Source organism: Pseudoalteromonas sp. GW168-MNA-CIBAN-0100 (genome assembly GCF_040309225.1).
In the GTDB taxonomy this organism is placed as follows: Bacteria; Pseudomonadota; Gammaproteobacteria; order Enterobacterales; family Alteromonadaceae; genus Pseudoalteromonas; species Pseudoalteromonas arctica.
In genome coordinates this window covers 152,676-173,466 of the sequence record NZ_JBEOOL010000006.1, presented here as the reverse complement: position 1 = coordinate 173,466, position 20,791 = coordinate 152,676, and the positions used below count along the sequence as shown (strand labels likewise).

The window sequence follows — 20,791 nt, the reverse complement described above, 5'->3', positions numbered from 1 at the left end:
ATGACAGAACATAAAATCAGACATAGCGCCCAATCTAAAGCCCAAGATTCCGTATTACATAAAGTAATGCACATCATTGCACTTATTGGCCTACTTATATTAACAACCTTAACGGTGCACGCAGAAACGAATCCTCCATCAAGTTATCAAACCGCCACGCTGACCAAAGTTTTGGATCAAAGAACGGTGAGTCTGCCAACCGTTTCACAGGCTAAACAAACGACAAAGTTACATTCTAGAGCCAGTGGTTATATCAAAGAACAATATGTAGAAATTGGTAGTGCGGTCAGTAAAGGCGATGTACTTGCAGTAATTGATGCTCCTGAGATTAAACTACAAGAGCAACAAATACTGGCTGACATTGAGTTTGGCAAAGCCGAGCATGAATTAAATCGATTAACGTTGAAACGAGCCAAGCAGTTAATAAAAGATAACTTAATTAGCAAAGCTGAATTAGATAGGTTGACCGTTCAAACAGAAAAATCAAAGGCTAAAATAGCAAGTTTGTTCGCACAAAAAGAACAAAACCAATTTCAACAGTCATTACTTATTATAACGGCTCCATTTGCTGGCTATATTACAGATAAAAATATTGAGATAGGCGACATTGTCAATAGCGTTAACAATCAATTAGATAACTACCTTTATAAACTACAAAACATAAACGAATTGAAGTTAATCACCTATGTGCCACAAAGCGAAGTTAGTAAAATATCAATTGGAGATACAATCGACGCCACGTTTACAGGCTATGAGGGCATCTTTGTATCTGCGACCATTACTCGTAAGGCGCAAGCAATAAGTGTTTTATCCGGAACCATGCTTGTTGAAGCTGAGTTTGATAATCGCGAGCATAATCTACCAACCGGCCTTAACGGAACCATTTCCATTAATATTAATAACCAAAAGCTCAGACAACCTAAATGGCAAGCACCGTTAGCAGCGCTTACTTATCATAAAGGTGGAGCCGCGATTGCGACCGTAAACGAAAATAATATTCAATTTCAAAAAATAAACATCGTTTCACAATCAACCGAACGCTTTATATTTGTTAGTGAAATTCGTCCTAACAACACGGTGATACTCAACCCGAACGCCTTATTGGACTATATAACTCTCTGATATTTTAGATCTTGTACATCAATTATTTAAGTATTAGTTTAATAGTCCGTAGCCATAATGAACAATTTAAAGCCAAAAGCATATATTCTTGTAGCGATAGATTAATGTTGCTTTTGGTATCGAAACGAAATGATTTTAAAGGTAAATCAATCCAAAAAATGTCCGCTGAAGGCTCATAGTGACTGCTAGATATATTGATTCAGCTCTTAATTTATGACCGCTTACAGCCCAAAAGATGTCGATAGGTGCTAAAACCTTAGGTCTTCAAAGTGGCAAAAGTGAATGTTCAGATACGAGTCGTCAACGGCAGCTTTGAGCTTGCAGGAGCCATTAAACCTCAAACCCTGAGACTATCCCTTTGACAGGCGAGTTAGCCACCAAACCCGTCATTGAGACTTTAAATTAAAGTGACAACCCTTCCGATAAAGCAGCACTACAGGAAATCTTAAAGTCGTTCCAGTTTCTCAGCGTGAAGTTTGAACACTTAATATTTAATATTGATTTAAATTACCGAAAGCGGACATTCAATTCACATGATTCTTATGTACTAAACCTTTAATAGTACTATGCCGGTTTGGGGCACATTGCGCCACAGGATTTAGGAGCACTTTGTGCGCAAATCGGAAGTAATATTTTGAAATTGAGAGTGTTTGTCGAGATCAACTTAGTACCAGTTAGTTGACCTAATATAACCGACAGCAGAATTGAAAATTGAAAATTATTGGAAAAGCGGACGTTCCTAAAATCGGTTTGAAATAAACGGCTTAAAATATTCATTTAATAACCAAAGGAAAACCATTAAAAGGCAACAATTGATGTTGGTGCGGTAAGTTTTTACCACACCATAACTTATGTCACTTGACCAGAACGTCTTGGCTAATGATATATCGTGTTAATACGAGATACTTGAGTGTTGATGCTTATTAATGTTGTGACAGAGACTTTTTTATTTGATTTCAACTACGCTTTTAACTGTAAAATTCGACGAGCACCACTTAATACAACAAGGGCAATTATAAATCCAATAACAAGATCTGGATAACGCGATCCTGTCAGTGTTACCAGTAGTCCTGCTAATATAACGCCAACATTTGCAATAACATCATTAGCTGAAAAAATCCAACTAGCCTTCATATGAGCGCCATTTTCTTTACTATCAGATATTAAAAACAAACATGTAACATTGGCAATTAACGCAAGTGCACCAAAAATCATCATTAAATTTGATACGGGTTCACTTCCGTATATAAATCGCCTTAACACTTCACTTAAAGCACCTAACGCAAGGATAACTTGTAGCAATCCCGATATGTGGGCTGCTTTGAGTTTCATCTTAATACTTTTCCCAACCGCATATATCGCTAATCCATATACAGCAGCATCTGCAAACATATCTAACGAGTCAGCAATCAGTCCAGCGGATTGAGCAATCCAACCCGCGATGAATTCACAAAAAAACATGAACCCGTTAATGATCAGTAACCACTTAAGAATAATGGTTTCTTTCCCTTCATTTTCTTTAGCAGATACTTTGGCTTGGGTTGCTTCAACACTGCAACTTTCTCTGGTTATTTCTAACGTAGCACCTAAATTCAATGATTGAAGCTTCGTAGTTATCTCATCCAAATGAGCATCATGAAAAACTTTAACTAGCCGATTAGGAATATCAAATTTTAATCCAACAGATGGCTCAATACCGTCGAGCGCTAACCTTATCAATCGTTCTTCAGAAGGACAATCCATCTTAGGCACTTTATAATCAGTGGTGAAACGCCCATCAAAAGCATCAGTATTTTTAATACTAGAGTCAGTAACAACTGACTCACATTGGCCACTACATTTATTTGACATAAAAAACCTTGCTAAACACATTTTTACAAAGTATAAAGTCTATGGTAACTATAGAGTCAACAAAGAAATTTAATATTATGAAAATTGGCGAACTAGCAAAATTAACAGATTGTTCAGTACAAACGATCCGTTATTATGAAAAAGAACAACTCTTGAAATCCCCAGAGCGAAGTGAAGGAAATTTTCGTTTATATAATAAATCGTCACTTAAACAATTGATGTTTATTAAACAATGCAGAACGCTCGATTTAACCTTATCGGAAATTCGTCAACTGCTTGAGTTACAAAGTTCACCCTCGATTCAATGCAACTCAGTTAACAACATGATCGATAGTCATATTCAGCAAGTTGAACAACGTATTAAAGAACTTAATAGCCTAAAAGAACAATTAAATTACTTAAGTAACACATGCTCAAATAATGGAACAATTGAGCAGTGTGGTATTTTACAAAAGCTTACCAGTGACGTAGCTAAAAATGTTTAGATACAATGCTGATCTTAAATCATTATTTGTTTTCTTCTAGATCTATACATATAGGCTATAAATAAAACCAATATTGTCAACTGTGCCATTATGCCTTCCCAAGTAGACCCAACACCAATCCAATCAACCTCTACAGTAATTGGCAATGGAGAAATTCCAATAATGGCAGCCTCTTGTAATGCTGAAACTGCTTTTCCCATCAATATAAATGACAGTGCTAATAAGAGATATGTTGTTGTTGAAAAGAAACGAGCAATTGGCAATTTTACAGAATATTTAAACATTCCCCATGCAATAATCGATAACACAGCTATCCCGAATAAAAGTCCACCGATAACAAATGAGTATTGAGTCGTTGAGGCTTGTGTTAACAGTGATTGATAGAATAAAACCGTTTCAAAAACCTCTCGGTAAACAGCGATAAATGAGAGCACGGCTAATCCCCAAAGTGTACCTGCTTCTAATTGTGTATTAATGTGCTTTTGAATGTATGCCTGCCAGTGTTCAGCATTCGTTTTGCTATGCATCCAGATCCCCACATAGAACAACATTAACGCTGCAAGCATTGCAGCAATACCTTCCATGACTTCTCGACTTGCACCACTGATATTGATCATTGACTGGGCTACCGCCCAAGTAGCAAAACCCGCTAGTAGCGCACTGAGCCAACCAAAATGGACATATTTTAAGGCATCATGACGTTTAGTTCGAATTAACACTGTTATCAAAGCCAGCACAACCAGCAAGGCTTCTAAACCTTCTCTTAGCAAAATAACTAAGCTTGCAGTAAAAAGAGCCTCATTTGATAAAGTGGTTTCTGTCAGAAGTTTTTCCGCGTCATTGAGTTGCCTCACAGTAATTTCCATAAGGCTTTCAAGTTGATTAACCTGTTGTGCGTTACTTAACACTTGACGAAGCTTAATCAAGTTTCCTTCGATGCTTTTACGTAAATTTTTGTCTCGTGCATCCAAACTATTTTCAATTAATTCAAAACCATCTAGATAAGCACTCACAGCAAGTGTTTTGGCCTTCTCATACTCTTCATTTTTATACGCAATGCTTGCGGCAGCTAATTGAGTTTTGGTTATAGCTAAAGGACCACTTTGATTGGTAAACAATAATTTTGGATCGGCTCTTAACCCTTCAATTTCATTTTTCGTTAATCCGTCAGTTTCTGTAGATAATTTTAATGGACTATAATTTATCCAGTTTTGTAATGAAATTGATTGCGATGGTTTGATGAATTCGCTTGATGATTGGAATGCCAAACCACCGACATAAAATGCAAGGGACCATTTCTGCTGTTCTTTTAGTTGTGTAAATGCAGGCATAGCCGTATCATCAAGCCCATTAGATATGGCATCAAACAAGCCTAAAAGTGAACGGTTTTCTGCACGGTTTTTATCGGTAAAATCGGTAGGTGCAGGCTCTAATCCCGATGCTAAAACACCATTTCCTTGACCTGAAAGACCGTGGCAACTCGCACAGTTATTTTCAAATAAAGAAAACGTCGCCTCTTTAGACAGTAATCTTTTAGGGAGAGGTAACTCAGGCATCATAGCCAATAATGAAATTCGCAGTTCAGAAGTAAATTGCCTGACAATATTTACATTTTCTTTAGTTGAAATAGCCTTTTGTAAGGCCGATGCTTTCTCATTGAGAGAGTGCATAACATAATTATCACTTGACGTTTTATCAACTATCAATTGAGAGAATTCAAGCATTTCCTGATATTCATCATCGTTAATTACTTGGCCATTATCAACCGCTGATGCGTAATCGACCCCCACATATTCTGCCAACTGTGCTATCTGGCGTAGTTGAGCAACCTCATCAACCGTTGACGCTATACTCAATGTCGAAAATAAAATAGTCGCCATCAACACTAAATAGAATGATGATTTTATTCCTATATGTTTTTGACTTATTAATCGCACGTTCCAAAAAAATTGCATACTATGAACCTTAAATATTACAGCCTAAATGATAATTATTATCAATTGCAATACCTGTAGTTACTATAGAGTAAAGTATTAAAAAATATTTTTATAACTGGGTGTTATCAATGAAAATGTAGAGAACATTAGAAAAATCGCTGACTAATGGTTTTAAAATGAACATTGAAAATATCTATCTAGCTAATTCTGTCAATTCATCCTTGACCCTATAGTTACTATAGAGATTATAGTGTTGATGTGTTGACCTATAAGCTGTTAATAACAAGATAAATAACGAGCATATATTAATGACTATTGCTCGTTTTAGCCAGCAACTGAATTAGTAAAGCAGAATCCTATGAAATCACATATATATTTAAAGAAATCGAATATTCTAGATTACGATACCCCTCTAATTACAGACTTGATTAAAAATAGAGGCTGGAATTCTCTTGATGATTTTGAAAAAATAGGGGCTGCTTACAGTTTTGTTAAAGATGAAATAAAGTTTGGGTATAACAGTCGTGATGATATAAGTGCGAGCTTTGTTTTAGCTGATGGGTATGGTCAATGCAATACTAAAGGAACTCTTTTAATGGCTTTATTAAGAGCATTGGATATTCCTTGTAGATTTCACGGATTTACTATTGAGAAAAGCTTACAAAAAGGTGCTATACCCAATTACATTATGTGGCTTGCTCCAGAATTCATTATTCATAGCTGGGTTGAAGTGCTTTTTGAAGATAATTGGATCAATCTAGAAGGCTTTATTATTGATGACCCATATCTAAAATCTATTCAATCTAAGTTTAAAAATGTGAAAAATAATTTTTGCGGATATGGTATTGCAACAAAGTGTTTATTAGATCCACAAGTGGAATGGTCAGGCAAAGATACGTTTATTCAAAAAGAAGGTATACATGATGACTTTGGTATTTTTAACACCCCAGATGAATTCTATGAGAAATATGGCACTAATTTGTCTGGCATTAAAAATTGGCTATATAAAAATGTCATTCGACATCTAATCAATAAAAATGTAGAAAGCATTAGAAAACTAATTAAATAATCATTATAAAATGAAAAAAGGGTTATCTAGCTAATTCTGAAAATATTTCTTGACTCTATAGCTACTATAGATGTTATTGTTGTGCGGTTATTTTGAATATTCTTAAATTTAATTATTTTCTAAATACCTTCTCAATAAATTTGTGTTATGTATCCTTAAAGGTCTTTGCTGTGAAAAATGTGCTTTTGAATTTTACTTTAGTCATTTTGATTGTATTACAATCATTTGTAGCTATTGCAAATTCACAAGAAATTCATGAAATTGATATTCAGCATATCCAAATTGAACATTCACATGAATCTGATCGCTTTGTAGCTGACAAAGAATTACCAACAGACAATGAACATAATGCTAAAGATTGTCATCATTGTGGTCATTGCCATGGATCTCATATTCAGTGGCTCGTTCAAGCTCAAACCTTTACTGAGCGTCCAAATCAAATAGGACATCAGTATGGGTATTTATTTCAATATTCAAGCCCTCCTCACGATAACCCAATAATCCCCCCTATAAGTTAACTCTATTAGAATAGCTCAGTTTAGCTGAGCATCTTTATATTCGTGTCTACTACGATTTCACTGTCGTTAGTTAACACTATTTAAATAAATATGAGTTTAATTTATGAAAATATTTTTTCAAAAAAATATTGGCGCTGTGCTATGCGTCAGTATGTCTTTGGCTATTTTAATTAATATACAAAGCGTAAATGCACAAACAACATCGACATCTTGGTTATCGATGCAAATAAACAAACATCCCGATATTATTGCCGCCAAAGAAGAAATGAATGCTGTTTTTTCAAATGCTGAAGGAAACAAGCAACCACTTTATAATCCTGAATTAGAGACAGGTTATGAACGAGAAGGTGACGCTAATAATTATTCTATTGGTATTAATCAAACGATTGATTGGTGGGATAAGCGAGAAACGAAAGAGCAACAAGCTAACTTTAGTTTAACCCAAGCAAGCAAACACTTTGACTTTCTTGTTCAAGAAAAGACAGCGCAAGCTTTACAAGCGTTAATTACTTGGCAAGCAGCTAAAAAACAAGCGGTTATTGCCCAAGAGCAAGAAAAGCAGTTAGAAACCTTACTTGATATCGTTAAAGACCGTCAAAAAGCAGGAGATCTAGGGCAAGTAGATGCCGAACTTACTTTTTTAAGTTTATCCCAAATGTTGAATGTTACCGCAAAGGTACAAGTTCAATTAAAACAAGCCGAAGCCCAAACCAAAGAGCTATTACGAGATTGGACGCCAGATAAAGAGGTTATACCTGCGCAAGGTTTAACTATCACTAATTATCAACTTTCACCTCAATGGCTTGAACAACATCCCTTAGTCTTAGCGGCAAAAGCACAGTGGCAAATAACTAGAAGTGATGCTCAACTAGCTTTGTTAGAAACTAAAGCTGACCCAACTATAGGTTTTAACGCAGGAAAAAATGATAGGGAAAACGTGTTAGGCGTAACTTTTTCAATGCCTTTGAATATCCGTAACAATTATTCAGCACAAGCAAGAGCTGCGAATCAACAAGCAATAGCTGCTGAAGCAAATTTTCGCTCCGTTATGCGCAAACAGAGATTTGCTATCCAATCAAGCACTGACACCTTAATCACTTATCAAAAAAACTATCAACGATGGCAACAATTGATGGATGGAAGAGGAAAACGTAGTGGCGATTTACTGCAAAAGCAATGGCAAAGCGGTGATGTAAGTACTACCGAATATTTACTTGCATTACAACAACGTGCTGAAGGTCTTAATGCTGGTATTGAATTACAAAGTCAATTTCAATTAAGCCAAATCGACTGGCTATTACAGGTAGGCCAAATTAAGGCCGCGACTCTGCAATTATCTCAGCTTTGAATATTAAAGGCATTATCAAGAATCAATTAATAGTCAATGAACCAATTTTGGAAAAACATATGAATAAGCAAATTAAATTAATAACACTTGCCGCACTATTTTGTGGAATAACAACCATAAGTACTTCGACATTTGCAAATGTTCAATCAGCAGAAAAAACCGAAAAGCATGTTGAAGCAAAAGATGATGGACATGGGCATGAAGATAAAAATGAGCACGAAGAAGAAAAAGACGATGGGCATGGACATGAAGGTAAAAATGAACACGAAGAAGAAAAAGACGATGGGCATGGACATGGAGGTAAAAATGAACACGAAGAAGAAGGTGCGGGAGTTAAACTTTCAAAGGAACAATTAAATTTAGCTGAAATTAACATAACCGTACTAGAGCCTCAGGCGATGACTTACAGTATTTATGCTCAAGGAGAGATAAAAGCGAATGACTATACCAGTTATTTGGTCTCGCCAAGAGTAGATTCGGTGATACTAAAACGCCATGTTGCTTTAGGTGATCATGTTGAAATCAATCAACCGTTAGTCACCCTATTTAGTGAGTCAATGGCTGAAGCACAAGCCAGCTATAGGCTCGCTGATTCAGAATGGAAAAGGGTTCAAAAACTTGGTCGAAAAGCAGTAGGTGATAAACGCTTTATAGAAGCTCAGACCGATTTTGAGGCTGACTTAGGACGATTATATGCGTATGGCTTATCTGCTGACGCTATTACCTCTTTGGCTACCAACACTAAAAAACTTGGACAATACACCCTAAACGCAGAGACTTCTGGCGCTGTATTATCTGATAATTTCCGTCAAGGACAACGCATAGAATCCGGCGGTACTTTATTTGATCTGGCTGATGAGGATACGTTATGGGTTGAAGCACGTTTAGCGCCATCAATGGAATTGGACTTACCCAAAAATTCAAAGGCGCAAGTAAATGTAGGTAACAATACATACATAGCTACGGTCACTCAAAAAGCTCATACCATAGACCCAGTAACTCGCACACGCATTATACGTTTACAGGTTCAAAATGACGGCCATAAGCTTCATCCAGGATTATTTGCCGATGTCTATTTTTCCCTTGAAACTGACAAAAAGGTCCTGGCTGTACCTGAAGAAGCATTAATGCGAGGTAGTGATGGTGATTGGATGGTGTTTGTTGAAGAAAATGGCGAATTTAAAGGTGTTGAAATCGAATTGGGACGACAACTGGGAATATTACGTGAAATTCATGGTTTGCCAGCAGGCTCAAAAATTGTCACAACTGGTGCTTTTTATGTTGCCGCGGAAATTGCCAAAGGCAGTTTTGACGCACATAACCATTAATTTATTGATAATTGGAGAACTAACACATGTTAAATCGTTTGATTGACTGGTCTGTCGCTAACCGATTATTGGTGATACTTGCCTTGGTTGCGTTAACGGCTACGGCCATTTTTACTATTCCACGTTTGAATTTGGATGCATTTCCAGATGTTACCAACGTGCAAGTTGCCATAAATACTGAAGCACCTGGTTTAGCTTCGGAAGAAGTAGAGCAACTAATTACTTTCCCCATTGAAGCGGTAATGTATGCATTACCTGATGTTGAAGAAGTACGATCTATTTCTAAAACAGGGCTGTCTGGTATTACGGTTGTCTTCAAAGAAGGCACCGATATTTATTTTGCTCGTCAATTGGTTTTTGAGCGATTGCAATCAGCAAAAGAATTAATACCAGAAGGTGTTGGAACACCTGAAATTGGTCCAAACACCTCTGGTTTGGGGCAGGTATATCAATACTTACTACTCGCTGATGAAGATTCTGGTTATGACAGTACGTCACTTCGAAGTCTAAACGATTGGGTGGTTAAATTATTGTTAATGCCTGTAGATGGTGTTACAGATGTCTTAGCATTCGGCGGAAATGTTAAACAATACCAAGTAAATATCAACCCTTCTCGTTTACTTGCTTACCAATTGACCCAAGAAGATATCGCTAACGCATTAGAAGACAATAATGATAATGCGGGTGGTTGGTATATGGATAGAGGCCAAGAGCAACTAATTATACGCGGTGTCGGTTGGCTAAGTAGTGATGAAAAAGGTATTGAAGAACTAAAACAAATCCCTGTTAAAACAATTGAAGGTACTGTTGTCTACCTTTCTGATGTGGCAACTGTTGAGTTTGGAAGCGAAATTAGACAAGGCGCTGTCACAATGACTAAACGTGTCGGTGCTAATGGTAGTAAATTCCTAGGTGAAGTTGTTTCCGGTATTGTTTTAAAACGTATGGGCGCAAATACTAAAGTTGCCATTGATGGCATAAAAGACAGAATCCCGCTCATTCAACAAGCCCTGCCAAAAGGTGTAACGTTTGAACCTATTTATGACCAAGCAGATTTAATTGAAAAAGCAGTTAGCACAGTCGCTCAAGCATTGACAATGGCTTTTATCTTTATTGTTATTGTATTGGTACTTTTCTTACTCAATGTACGCGCAGTTTTACTGGTTCTTATTTCTATTCCACTTTCTGTTGGTATGGCATTAATGATCATGGCTTACAATGGCTTGTCTGCGAATTTAATGTCTCTGGGTGGTTTAGCGGTTGCGATTGGAATGATGGTCGATGGTGCAGTGGTGATGATGGAAAATATTTTCAAACATCTCAGTCAGCCCGATCGTCGTCACGAACATAGTCATGAAGGAATGCATGACAGTGAGAATCCTTTTGATGTCGAAAAAGATGTCGATGTTAGTTTACGCATACAAATTGCCGCTAGAGAAGTAGCTAAGCCAGTATTTTTTGCAGTAACAATTATTATGGTGGTTTTTGCCCCTTTATTTAGCTTAGAAGGGGTTGAAGGCAAACTATTTCAGCCGATGGCTATTAGTATTATGATTGCAATGGTTGCGTCTTTAGCCGTATCACTCATTGTTGTACCTGCGTTAGCCAGTTACCTGTTTCAACGAGGTTTTAAAGCTCGAACCAGCCCTTTCGTTAGTGTGCTAGAAAAGCTTTACCGTAGTAGTTTAACAAAAGCGATGAACGCTAAAAAAGTAGTTCTTATCGGGGCTGGAGCCTTGCTTGTTGGTACGTTATTTTTAGTGCCAAATTTAGGCACTGAATTTGTGCCAGAGCTTGAAGAAGGCACTATTAATTTACGTGTAACCATGGCCCCATCAACCAGCTTAGCGACTGCCCTTTTAGTATCCCCTAAATTGGAAAAAATATTACTTGAATTTCCTGAAGTAACTTATGCTACCAGTCGTATTGGCCGAGCAGAAATTGGTGGTGATCCTGAGCCAGTGAGTAACATTGAAATCTATATTGGTCTCAAACCAGTTGTAGAGTGGACCAGCGCTAAAACACGCCATGAACTACAAGGTTTAATGGAAGTAAAACTTGAGAAATTCCCCGGTTTACTACTGAATTTTTCTCAACCTATCGCAACAAGAGTAGATGAATTACTTTCTGGTGTTAAAGCGCAGTTAGCCATAAAACTATTTGGTGCTGATCTCGATGTCCTTGCTCAGCAAGGTCAGGCTATAGTTAATGCTATTCAAGGTGTTGATGGTGCAAGGGATGTCGCTATGGAGCCAATCGCAGGTGAATCTCAGTTAGTCGTTAGACCAAACCGTCGTCAATTATCTCGATACGGCTTATCGGTTGGTGATGTAATGAGACTTGTGCGAAATGGTATCGGTGGTCAGGAAGTAGGACAAGTCATTAATGGTAATGAACGTTATGATATTTATCTACGGATAGACAAAGAGTTTAGAGATCAGCAACAAACTATTGCTGACTTACGGCTACAAGCTCCAACAGGTGCATGGGTACGGTTAGGTGATGTTGCAGATATTGCCATTGAATCGGGTCCCCCTCAGGTACGCCGAGATGATGTCCAGCGACGCGTCGTTATTCAAGCCAACGTACAAGGACGAGACATGGGGAGTGTCGTTAAAGATATTAGAGCAGCAATTGCAAGTAAGGTTGATTTACCTCCCGGTTATTCTGTTGATATCGGTGGCCAATTTGAAAATCAACAAAGAGCACAGCAAAGACTTGCTATCGTTGTTCCACTTTCTATTGGTATTATTGCGTTGCTACTATATTTTGCTTTTACTAGTGTTGGTCAAGCTATGCTCATACTCGTCAATTTACCCTTAGCTATGATTGGTGGAGTTGTCGCCTTGTATATTTCTGGTCAATACTTATCTGTCCCAAGTTCAATTGGTTTTATTACCTTATTTGGTGTCGCTGTTCTCAATGGTGTGGTTATGGTTGAAGCGATTAATCTACGCATTGAAACAGGTATGGAAAGTATTGCCGAAGCCGTTTACGAAGGCGCTATATCAAGGCTTCGCCCTGTATTGATGACAGCGATTACCTCCGCTCTTGGTTTGATACCTATTATCATGTCAAATGGTGTAGGCTCTGAGATACAACGACCATTAGCCACTGTAATTGTTGGTGGTTTGGTTACAGCAACGTTCCTTACTTTATTTGTCCTCCCCGTACTTTATGGTTGGTTTTCTAAAGGTCGGATTGAAGAAATGAGAAGGTAGTGCTGTTTGGCTAAAGCAAATATGACGGTTTGCTTTAACTCGATATCCCGTAGGTATTCGCTGCGGGATATCAATTTATAGGAGAAAGTAATGTCCGACAAATTACATCAACATCCAACTAGCGATGGACACAGTCATATTCCTAAAGATATGTCTTCAAGTCGTATTGGCTGGGCATTTATACTAAATGTTTGTTTTACTATTATCGAATTTATTGGCGGCTGGTTAACCAACAGTACCGCAATCATGGCGGATGCGGTTCACGATTTAGGAGATAGTTTATCCATCGGTCTCTCATGGGTATTAAATAAACTCAGCAAGAAAAACCATGATGAAACGTTTAGTTACGGCTACCACCGTTTTTCTTTACTTGGTGCGCTTATTAACGGCGTTGTCTTAATAGCGGGGTCAATTTATGTGTTAACCATTTCATTCCCTCGATTGTTATCGCCAGAGATGCCTGATGCTCAAGGCATGTTATGGTTAGCGATATTAGGGGTGATTGTTAATGGTTATGCTGCCTTCAAATTAAGTGACGGGAAAACATTAAACGAACGTGTACTTAATTGGCATTTACTGGAAGACGTTTTAGGTTGGGTAGCTGTGCTAATTGTTGCTATCGTCTTAATGTTTGTCGAACTGCCAATACTTGATCCCATACTTTCAATCGGATTTACCTTATTTATTCTTTTTAATGTCTTAAAAAACCTCCGTACTGCAATACGTCTGTTTTTGCAGGCAACACCAGAGCAAGCCATTCAAGAAAAAATAAAAATTGAATTATCAACATTGAAATTTATTGAAGATATTCATCATTTTCATTTGTGGTCCCTTGATGGTGAAAGGCATGTACTTACTGCTCATTTAGTAGTGAACCATTATTTTGATCAACAGGAATATATTGCAATAAAGCATGAAATATCAACACGACTAAGCCCGTTTCATCTTGAACATACAACGTTGGAATTTGAGTTTGTAAACGAAATATGTAGAGATTCAAAAAACAATTAGAAATACTTTCAAAGATGAAAAGACATTTTAACCAAACCTGTTGCAGGCTCGTTTTTTTGAGAGACCCCATTTCTCTTACTAGTGCGGAAGCCTTTAGTGTTACTACAGCGGAATGCTGACAGATTTATTTTACGTAAACCCAAATCTGACGGATGACTATGATGATTAGCTATTACAGCAATCTTGTCCTTCTTGAATTGGTGGGCATTTAACAGTTCCAAAAGAACAGAAAACGCAGCAATCACCTTTTAAAGGCTTTAATAATACTTTGCATGATTCACATTTATAGAACCACTGACAGGCATTGGTTGGCATTTTTTCTGTTTTACTATGACCACACTCAGGACAAGTTATTGTTGAGTTTAATTTTATACTTTGCATACTCGCACCTTTATAGGTTTTACAATATCTAATACTGACATTACAATCATTAAACTTATGCCAAAGTAGAATAAATAGGTACTCCAACCATATTGCCAGAGAAGATAGGGGTTTTGTGACCATCCCCTCGATATTAACCTTACTTGCGGTAAGGTACTGAAAAACCTAGTGACCTTGGGTTTAATATGAAATTAGCTAGTTTAGTCAAAACTCTTATAGCATTTTGATAATTTAATTATGAGAGCACTTTTGATACATATTTATTGCCAACATCATTAAGTAAACCTTTTAATAATTGTTTACCCCTCAAATTACTGTTTAAAAAACAGGCTTAAGGTTAATTTCGAGGGGATGGGCAACAAACCTCTAGTTTGACACCAAACTTACTACAGATTTAAATCTACAGAGCCTTTTCCGTTGCTATTTCCAAATTACGCAAGTCCAAAATAGTTTTCACACAGCCTGAGCTTGAAGGGGGCGCTAACTCTCTTGGGGGGCGAAAGCGCCTTAGACTTAATACTCTAAATTCGTTTGAAACTTGAATAATGGAAATGTCCGCTTTGGGAATTTGAGATCTAGCTCCATGCAAAAGTGTTAGGTAAAACTTCAGTTGTAAATGGATGTAATTTTTTAAGTGAAAATTGCAGTTTTAGGCTCAAATTTCACATCAAGTAATGAAAGTTCAACGGCAGCTATGAGCTTGAAGCAGTCATACAATGTAAAAAATACGACTGACCGCTTATCGCTCAAAGCCGACCTATAGAGTAATTACTTTAACACGTCTTGGGGCAAAAGCTTGTTAGAACAAAAGGCAGACTGCGACAAATAGCATCGAAAAGTTTCGAACTTTATTGTCATGGTTTTAGTATTTATTGTCGAGTTTCATACTTTAATGTCCTCCGACATTTGAGCTTATTAATGGCTCAATTTACTCTCATAGTAGCATTGTGCCAATTATAATCTTTGGACCTTAATAACAAGACTATAGAATAACTCCAACAGCCAAAATCAATTAAAAATCGGGTTCTTGAATCAACTCTGAGCGCGCTTTTAAAACATTAAGCAATGCATTTAGAGCTCATAATAGACAGTTTTTCTTAAAAAATAGAAATTCTATATCTTCAACGTTCAATTAAACGCCAACTGTTTTTGTTCTTGTTTAATTTCTCGTTAGGTTTTTACTCACGTACATGGGTTCTTAGCAAAGCTTTACTGCCATCTAAGTTTTTAACTAAGAATGGTAATATTGCATCTGTTTCTTTATCCATTAGTTTTTTCGCTTTATCTGCTGGGCAGCCTAGGATTTTGCAACCATCAAGTTCAATAACTAATTGACCAACTTTAATCCCTGCTTTTTCTGCAAGGGATCCAAAATGAACTTTATAAATTTTAAACTTGGTTATTTTAATTTTAGGGCTAAAGAATCCATCAACAGACACACCGACGGCAATCCCAAGTTTTCCTTTTGCGAAAGCAACAAATAGAAAAAATAAACTAATCGCCGTTTTAAGCGGCTTGCAATTGTTTGCTAAAATATGAAACGAAGTAGAATCGGTTAAAAGTCTGACTTGAAAACTCTATAGCTTTTTCCTTTTTCCCGACAAAGGCCTTACTTTAACTTGTAAAGTAGTTTAAAGACCGGCTAATACAAAAATGTTTTTATTAAAAAAGCAAACGCGACACCCATTGTCGGTATTACCCACTAAACCTTACCTTCTAATTTAATTAGTATCGAAAATACAGATTGAAAGTTGGCACTGTAAATTCACAGTGCCAATTTTAATAAGATTAGAAGTCGTTCTTCGATTTTACATCTAGTAGCTGACCATTTTTAGTTATTTTGAAATAAACCTGTTCATCGTCATTTAACGCTTTAATAACATAATAATTATCGCCCTCACTTACGACTGAGAACACTTCTGAAGAAATATTTTTCCAAGAATCATTTAGCTTTCCAACTTCAAAACCATAGTCTTTAAAAGTCAGTTTTTTTATTGATTTAGCTGCGATGCTAATCGCTTGCTGATCACTAACGTGACCATGATCGCTATGTGCTAAAACACCTGTACTCATTAACGTAATACATACTAATACTATTGAGATTAATTTATTCATTATTTTCTCCTGTTAAATTTTAAGTTTATTTTTTTAAACCAATTACTTTATATTGGCCTTTTACTAAAAGCTGTATAGCCACGGGGTTATTTGAGTTGTTTTTCCAGTACCAGCCATGCGAGCCCGCAAATGGGGCGGTAAAGCTGCCCTTCATTTCGCTTAAACTGGCAATTGTATAGCTTTCGAAATAACCGGTTGTGTCTCCTGCTGGCTCTCCGTGTAAATCAAAATGTAAAGAAGCGCCATCGGTCATCCATTCGTAGGTCATTTTTTCATATTGTTGCATCTCAAATTTATATTCAATCCCGCGATTTGCAGGGATAGTAACTTCAATTGTTTGAAACTCATCACTGCCCACTTGCAGTGAGTCTGGTGCTTTAACTGATTTTTGCGCTGATGCTTGGGCTATTTTAGTAACGCCTAGTTGTTTACCGAGTCCGGTTGGATCAATGTTATATTCGGCCGGAAGAATAAATAGCACAAGGACGATTGTCGCGACTAATAAAGCGGTGATACTGGCTTTTATAAGTGTTTTTGAACTAACTGTATGTTGCATATATTTCTCTAAATTAATTAATCATATAACCGGTTAACTGAAAGCCGACTAGCATTAAACCGGCACTCATTAATACACCGTTGGTGAATGTTGAAAAACGTTGAAATGACGGCAGTTTACGCCATGCATTAATGGCAATTAAAATAACTGCGAGCGCTAAAAATTGGCCAAGCTCTACACCAATATTAAAGGCGATTAGGTTTGTCAGTAATCCATCTTCGGGTAATTGAAACTCTTGCAGCTTAGTTGCTAGACCAAAGCCATGAAACAAACCAAAAACAAGCACCGCCATTTTTGTATTTGGCTGCCAATTAAAACAACGCTTAAACCCACCTAAGTTATCAAAGCCTTTATAAATAACTGAAAAACCGATAATAGCGTCAATTAAATAGGCATTAATCTGAATATCGCCAAGCACACCTAATAGTAACGTTGTGCTGTGGCCGATGGTGAACATAGTTACATACAGCAAAACCTCTTTACTGCGATACAAAAAGAAGATCACACCGATTAAAAACAATATATGGTCGTAACCGGTGATCATGTGTTTTGCACCAATATAAATAAATGGTACAAACTGTACGCCTTGGTTTTGTTCTAAAAAAGCGCGAGTGCTGTCATCAACTCCATGTGCCAATGTCTCAAAGCTCAGAAAAGCCAAAACAAGCACCGTAATCATTATGCTAACGTTTATTATTTTAGTTGGCATCATGTTGCTCCAACGTTTCACTTTCAGTCAAAGTATACTCCTTTTCATTGTGTAAAAGTCGATACAGCGCGGGGATCACAAATAATGTTAGTAAGGTCGATGAAATAATGCCACCAATTACCACGGTTGCTAAAGGTCGCTGTACTTCTGAGCCAATCCCTGTATTAAGTGCCATAGGAATAAATCCTAATGAGGCAACCAATGCTGTAGTTATCACTGGGCGAAGACGTGTTAATGCCCCCTCTGTTATCGCTTGATTAAGGTCCATTCCTGAGCTGCGTAATTCACGAATAAACGATACCATTACCAAGCCGTTTAATATGGCAATTCCGGATAAAGCAATAAAACCGACCGCTGCAGATATTGAAAATGGAATATCACGTAACAGTAGTGCTGCAATTCCGCCGGTAAGCGCTAAAGGCACACCGGTAAAAATAATCGCAGCATCTTTAAGTGAGCTTAAAGCTAAAATAAGCAAGCCTATAATCATTAACAATGTAACGGGCACAACCACACTTAAACGCTCAGAGGCCGATTGTAACTTTTGATACGTTCCTCCGTATTCAATCCAATAACCAGCAGGAATAGTGACTTTATCTTCAATAATTGTTTGAATATCTCCAACAAAGCTCCCTAAGTCACGTCCTCGTACATTGGTAGTCACTACAATACGACGTTTAGCATTTTCGCGATTAATTTGACTTGCGCCATTAGTGAGTTTGATTGTTGCTAACTCTTGGAGCGGCACAGCGCGACCATTAGGTAAATTAATAGGTAAGTAACCTAGCTCTTGCACATTATTACGCTGCTGCTCTTCTAAACGTACAACAATATTAGAGCGGATATCCCCTTGATAATACTTACCTGCAATAGTCCCCCCTAATGCGGTGGCTAACTGTGACTGAATGTGTGCTTTGCTGATACCAAACTGGCTTAGTTTTTCAACATTGGGCACAATTTCAAGCATTGGCAATCCCGTTGTTTGCTCAACCATTAAATCAGCTACACCGTCAACATTTCCAATAGCAGATTCAATCTCTTTACCTAACGCAGCAAGCGTTTCAAAGTCATCACCAAATACTTTAATTGCCAGCTCAGCGCGTACACCTGCTAATAATTCATTAAAGCGCATTTGAATTGGTTGTAAAAACTCATAGCGGTTACCTGGAATTGGCTTAACTAAGGCTGCTAACTCTTCAACAATTTGTATTTTTGACTTGTCAGGGTTTGGCCATTGTTCTCTTGGTTTTAAAATAATAAAGTTATCAGCTACGCTAGGTGGAACTGCATCTGTTGCTACATCTGCTGTGCCAATTTTTGCAAATACGCGTTCTACTTCAGGCATCTGCGTAATTTTTTCTTCCAACACTTTTTGTAGCTCAATCGCTTGACTTAATGATGTACCAGGAATACGAAGCGCATGCATGGCAATGTCACCTTCATCAAGATTTGGTGCAAACTCGCTGCCTAAGCGTGTTGCTTGATAGCCAAAAAATGTTACGAGTAAACAAGCTATTAGCACCACAGTCCAGCGGCCTTTTAATGCTAATACGAGTACTGGTTTATAAATATAGCTTAACCCAAGCATAATATGATTAGGTTTTTCTTTAACCGGTTTCTTAAATAATAAAGCCACCATTGCGGGCACAAATGTGATTGAAAGCGCCATTGAGCAAAGCAGAGCGATCACAACGGTTATTGCCATCGGATGAAACATTTTACCTTCGACACCTTCCAGCGCAAAGATAGGTAAATAAACTACGGTGATAATAAATACACCAAATAAAGCGGGTCGTATGACCTCGCGCGTTGCTGTAAAAACGACCTCCAAACGCGCTTTTAACGAAAGAGGTGCATCGCCTTTCATCCCTAAACGCCGTAAGCAATTTTCGACTATAATTATCGTACCATCAACCAGCAGACCAAAATCTAAAGCTCCTAAACTCATCAAATTTGCACTGACACGCGTGTGTACCATACCAGTTATTGTCATTAACATTGCAAACGGGATAACTAAGGCCGTTAAAAATGCGGCTCTAAAATTACCCAGTAATACAAATAATACAACAATCACTAAAATGGCTCCTTCGAGCAGATTAGTCTGAACGGTTGAAAGTGTTTTATCTACAAGTTTGGTGCGGTCATACACCGCTTTTGCGACAATGCCTTCGGGTAAACTGCCATTGATTTCTTTTAACTTTTCACCAACGCCTTGTGCAACTGTGCGACTGTTCTCACCTATTAACATGAACACAGTGCTCATCACCACTTCGCGGCCATTTTGTGTAGCAGCACCAGTACGCAACCCTTTACCATCACTTATAGTAGCAACATCTTTAATAAACACTGCACTGCCGTCTATAGTTTTGATGGGTAAATTAGTGATTTCAGTTAAACCAGCAACCTGACCTGGGACACGAATTAACCATTGCGCACCGCTTTTTTCAATAAATCCGGTGCCTTGGTTTTGGTTGTTTTGACCAATAGCATCAACAACATCTGCTGAGGTAAGATTATAAGCCAGTAGTTTTTCAGGTTTAAACGCAACGAGAATTTCACGCTCGTAACCACCAATAGGGTTTACTTCAACAACACCAGGCACCCGCATTAATTGAGGGCGAATTGTCCAGTCATGTACTGTTCGTAAATCAATGGGGGTTACATCACTACCGTCGGGATTTTTAGCGCCAGGCACAGCATCAACCGTAAACATAAAAATCTCACCTAATCCAGTAGCAATGGGGCCAAGCTCAGGTAAAAGGTTTATCGGTAACTCCGAACGTGCACTAGACAGCCGCTCATTAACCAACTGACGAGCAAAGTAAACATCGGTATTATCAGCAAAAATAGCAATAACCTGCGATAAACCATAACGAGACACTGAGCGTGTGTTTACAAGTCCTGGTAGCCCCGCAAGTGCGTTTTCAAGTGGAAAAGTAACTCGTTGTTCAACCTCTAACGGCGTATAGCCTGGCGCTTCGGTGTTGATCATAACCTGAACATTGGTTATATCAGGTACTGCATCAATAGGCAGTTTAGTAAAATTCCATAAGCCTAATCCTGCAATGGCAAATACCATCACAAGGACAAAAATATTGCGCTTTATAGCAAAGCGTAAAATCGATTCTAACATTACGCTC

Annotated in this window: 16 protein-coding genes; 8 read left to right on the top strand and 8 right to left on the bottom strand. The window is 37.7% G+C overall.

What is annotated here, in order from left to right; translation table 11 throughout:
• Positions 1 to 1,122, top strand: a complete 1,122-nt coding sequence (locus tag AAEY62_RS05540) for an efflux RND transporter periplasmic adaptor subunit (RefSeq protein ID WP_024592052.1) — start codon at positions 1 to 3, stop codon at positions 1,120 to 1,122.
• 960 nt (positions 1,123 to 2,082) lie between these two features.
• Here the strand turns inward: AAEY62_RS05540 and AAEY62_RS05535 are convergent.
• Positions 2,083 to 2,973 carry a cation efflux transmembrane domain-containing protein gene (locus AAEY62_RS05535; RefSeq protein WP_024592053.1) on the bottom strand — a complete coding sequence of 297 codons (891 nt, stop codon included), beginning with the start codon at positions 2,971 to 2,973 and terminating at the stop codon, positions 2,083 to 2,085.
• Between the two features lie 77 nt (positions 2,974 to 3,050).
• Here AAEY62_RS05535 and cadR point away from each other — a divergent pair, with 77 nt between their 5' ends.
• On the top strand, positions 3,051 to 3,458 hold the full coding sequence (cadR, locus tag AAEY62_RS05530) for a Cd(II)/Pb(II)-responsive transcriptional regulator (RefSeq protein ID WP_024592054.1): 408 nt from the start codon (positions 3,051 to 3,053) through the stop codon (positions 3,456 to 3,458).
• A gap of 14 nt (positions 3,459 to 3,472) precedes the next feature.
• Here the strand turns inward: cadR and AAEY62_RS05525 are convergent, their stop codons facing one another.
• On the bottom strand, positions 3,473 to 5,413 hold the full coding sequence (locus AAEY62_RS05525) for a cytochrome c/FTR1 family iron permease (protein ID WP_024592055.1): 1,941 nt from the start codon (positions 5,411 to 5,413) through the stop codon (positions 3,473 to 3,475).
• A 340-nt stretch (positions 5,414 to 5,753) separates the two neighbouring features.
• Here AAEY62_RS05525 and AAEY62_RS05520 point away from each other — a divergent pair, with 340 nt between their 5' ends.
• The 6 genes from AAEY62_RS05520 to AAEY62_RS05495 all read left to right on the top strand — a co-directional run bounded on the left by AAEY62_RS05520 (position 5,754) and on the right by AAEY62_RS05495 (position 13,890).
• Entirely contained in the window at positions 5,754 to 6,464 is a 711-nt protein-coding gene (locus AAEY62_RS05520; RefSeq protein WP_024592056.1) for a transglutaminase-like domain-containing protein, read from the top strand.
• A gap of 170 nt (positions 6,465 to 6,634) precedes the next feature.
• Positions 6,635 to 6,982, top strand: coding sequence for a hypothetical protein (locus tag AAEY62_RS05515; RefSeq protein WP_024592057.1), 348 nt, complete (start codon positions 6,635 to 6,637; stop codon positions 6,980 to 6,982).
• A 103-nt stretch (positions 6,983 to 7,085) separates the two neighbouring features.
• Positions 7,086 to 8,330 (top strand): TolC family protein, encoded by a 1,245-nt coding sequence (locus tag AAEY62_RS05510; RefSeq protein ID WP_024592058.1) that lies wholly within the window; start codon positions 7,086 to 7,088, stop codon positions 8,328 to 8,330.
• Between the two features lie 59 nt (positions 8,331 to 8,389).
• A complete protein-coding gene (locus tag AAEY62_RS05505; RefSeq protein ID WP_350608927.1) occupies positions 8,390 to 9,658 on the top strand; it encodes an efflux RND transporter periplasmic adaptor subunit in 1,269 nt (422 codons plus the stop codon).
• A 26-nt stretch (positions 9,659 to 9,684) separates the two neighbouring features.
• A complete protein-coding gene (locus tag AAEY62_RS05500) occupies positions 9,685 to 12,879 on the top strand; it encodes an efflux RND transporter permease subunit (RefSeq protein ID WP_024592060.1) in 3,195 nt (1,064 codons plus the stop codon).
• A gap of 90 nt (positions 12,880 to 12,969) precedes the next feature.
• The gene (locus AAEY62_RS05495; protein WP_024592061.1) at positions 12,970 to 13,890 is read left to right on the top strand and encodes a cation diffusion facilitator family transporter; all 921 of its coding nucleotides are present in this window, start codon (positions 12,970 to 12,972) and stop codon (positions 13,888 to 13,890) included.
• Positions 13,891 to 14,055: 165 nt separating this feature from the next.
• Here AAEY62_RS05495 and AAEY62_RS05490 read toward each other — a convergent pair whose 3' ends face one another.
• The 6 genes from AAEY62_RS05490 to AAEY62_RS05465 all read right to left on the bottom strand — a co-directional run bounded on the left by AAEY62_RS05490 (position 14,056) and on the right by AAEY62_RS05465 (position 20,784).
• The gene (locus AAEY62_RS05490; RefSeq protein ID WP_076915486.1) at positions 14,056 to 14,271 is read right to left on the bottom strand and encodes a GDCCVxC domain-containing (seleno)protein; all 216 of its coding nucleotides are present in this window, start codon (positions 14,269 to 14,271) and stop codon (positions 14,056 to 14,058) included.
• Positions 14,272 to 15,449: 1,178 nt separating this feature from the next.
• Positions 15,450 to 15,710: a hypothetical protein gene (locus AAEY62_RS05485; protein ID WP_350544902.1), complete on the bottom strand. Its 261-nt coding sequence runs from the start codon at positions 15,708 to 15,710 to the stop codon at positions 15,450 to 15,452.
• A gap of 349 nt (positions 15,711 to 16,059) precedes the next feature.
• The gene (locus AAEY62_RS05480) at positions 16,060 to 16,386 is read right to left on the bottom strand and encodes a DUF6488 family protein (RefSeq protein WP_350544905.1); all 327 of its coding nucleotides are present in this window, start codon (positions 16,384 to 16,386) and stop codon (positions 16,060 to 16,062) included.
• A 25-nt stretch (positions 16,387 to 16,411) separates the two neighbouring features.
• A complete protein-coding gene (locus AAEY62_RS05475; RefSeq protein WP_350544907.1) occupies positions 16,412 to 16,942 on the bottom strand; it encodes a hypothetical protein in 531 nt (176 codons plus the stop codon).
• Positions 16,943 to 16,955: 13 nt separating this feature from the next.
• A complete protein-coding gene (locus tag AAEY62_RS05470) occupies positions 16,956 to 17,651 on the bottom strand; it encodes a HupE/UreJ family protein (protein WP_350545004.1) in 696 nt (231 codons plus the stop codon).
• Positions 17,641 to 20,784 carry an efflux RND transporter permease subunit gene (locus AAEY62_RS05465; protein WP_350544910.1) on the bottom strand — a complete coding sequence of 1,048 codons (3,144 nt, stop codon included), beginning with the start codon at positions 20,782 to 20,784 and terminating at the stop codon, positions 17,641 to 17,643. The genes AAEY62_RS05470 and AAEY62_RS05465 overlap by 11 nt, the downstream gene beginning before the upstream one ends.
• Between the last annotated feature and the right edge of the window lie 7 nt (positions 20,785 to 20,791).

Coding starts and splice junctions, on each gene's coding strand:
- AAEY62_RS05500 (WP_024592060.1), top strand. CDS start 9,685: ATGTTAAATCGTTTGATTGACTGGTCTGTCGCTAACCGATTATTGGTG.
- AAEY62_RS05505 (WP_350608927.1), top strand. CDS start 8,390: ATGAATAAGCAAATTAAATTAATAACACTTGCCGCACTATTTTGTGGA.
- AAEY62_RS05520 (WP_024592056.1), top strand. CDS start 5,754: ATGAAATCACATATATATTTAAAGAAATCGAATATTCTAGATTACGAT.
- AAEY62_RS05465 (WP_350544910.1), bottom strand. CDS start 20,784: ATGTTAGAATCGATTTTACGCTTTGCTATAAAGCGCAATATTTTTGTC.
- AAEY62_RS05470 (WP_350545004.1), bottom strand. CDS start 17,651: ATGCCAACTAAAATAATAAACGTTAGCATAATGATTACGGTGCTTGTT.
- AAEY62_RS05535 (WP_024592053.1), bottom strand. CDS start 2,973: ATGTCAAATAAATGTAGTGGCCAATGTGAGTCAGTTGTTACTGACTCT.
- AAEY62_RS05475 (WP_350544907.1), bottom strand. CDS start 16,942: ATGCAACATACAGTTAGTTCAAAAACACTTATAAAAGCCAGTATCACC.
- AAEY62_RS05525 (WP_024592055.1), bottom strand. CDS start 5,413: ATGCAATTTTTTTGGAACGTGCGATTAATAAGTCAAAAACATATAGGA.
- cadR (WP_024592054.1), top strand. CDS start 3,051: ATGAAAATTGGCGAACTAGCAAAATTAACAGATTGTTCAGTACAAACG.
- AAEY62_RS05480 (WP_350544905.1), bottom strand. CDS start 16,386: ATGAATAAATTAATCTCAATAGTATTAGTATGTATTACGTTAATGAGT.
- AAEY62_RS05490 (WP_076915486.1), bottom strand. CDS start 14,271: ATGCAAAGTATAAAATTAAACTCAACAATAACTTGTCCTGAGTGTGGT.
- AAEY62_RS05495 (WP_024592061.1), top strand. CDS start 12,970: ATGTCCGACAAATTACATCAACATCCAACTAGCGATGGACACAGTCAT.
- AAEY62_RS05540 (WP_024592052.1), top strand. CDS start 1: ATGACAGAACATAAAATCAGACATAGCGCCCAATCTAAAGCCCAAGAT.
- AAEY62_RS05510 (WP_024592058.1), top strand. CDS start 7,086: ATGAAAATATTTTTTCAAAAAAATATTGGCGCTGTGCTATGCGTCAGT.